At 73.4% G+C, this 595-nt stretch carries 1 protein-coding gene; it reads left to right on the top strand.

The annotated features are described in order from the left end of the window. A partial coding sequence (locus CCN37_RS37775; protein ID WP_143262042.1) for a chaplin occupies positions 1-110 on the top strand: 110 nt, incomplete at its 5' end. Positions 111-595: the final 485 nt, after the last annotated feature.

Raw genomic sequence — 595 nt, 5'->3', positions numbered from 1 at the left:
GCAACCTCATCCAGCTGCCCGTCCACGTTCCGGTCAACGCCTGCGGCAACACCGTCAGCGTCATCGGGCTGCTGAACCCGTCGTTCGGCAACACCTGCGTCAACGCCTGACCGACCGCCTCGGGGAGGGGCCCGGCCCGCCGCCTGCAAGACGGGGCGGCGCGGACCGGCGCCCCTCCGGCCCGGCGGCCCGCGCTGAGCGTGTCCCGGGCCGGACGGGTCGGCTGCGGGTGGCTTTCGGCACAGCCACCCGCAGCACCTCCCGCCTCCGCGCGGGCTACCGGGTGAGGACCTCGATGATCTGCTTGCCCCCGTCCGAGGGGTCGGCGAAGAGGCCGGGCCCCAGCGCTTCATCGGCACGAGGACCGAGTACGCCGGTGACACGGACCGCTCCGCAGCCACCGCGCCCGTGCCCTGACGGCAACACGGGCGAGCACTTCACTCTTTCGGGGGTCAGGCCAATCCGCCGGGCGGAGGCCGCCGAATGTCGGGTGTGAGCAGCTTCCGCAGCAAACTCGTCCGCGCCGCACTTGGCGCCCTGGCCGGACTCCTGGCCGGTTTCACGGCCTTGGCCGTGGCCGAGCTCGTGGCCGGAC

The sequence above is a fragment of the Allokutzneria sp. NRRL B-24872 genome, from assembly GCF_002155965.1.
Lineage (GTDB): Bacteria > Actinomycetota > Actinomycetes > Mycobacteriales > Pseudonocardiaceae > Allokutzneria.
Note: the sequence above shows the minus strand (reverse complement) of the source record. Positions and strands in the feature narration are given on the sequence as shown.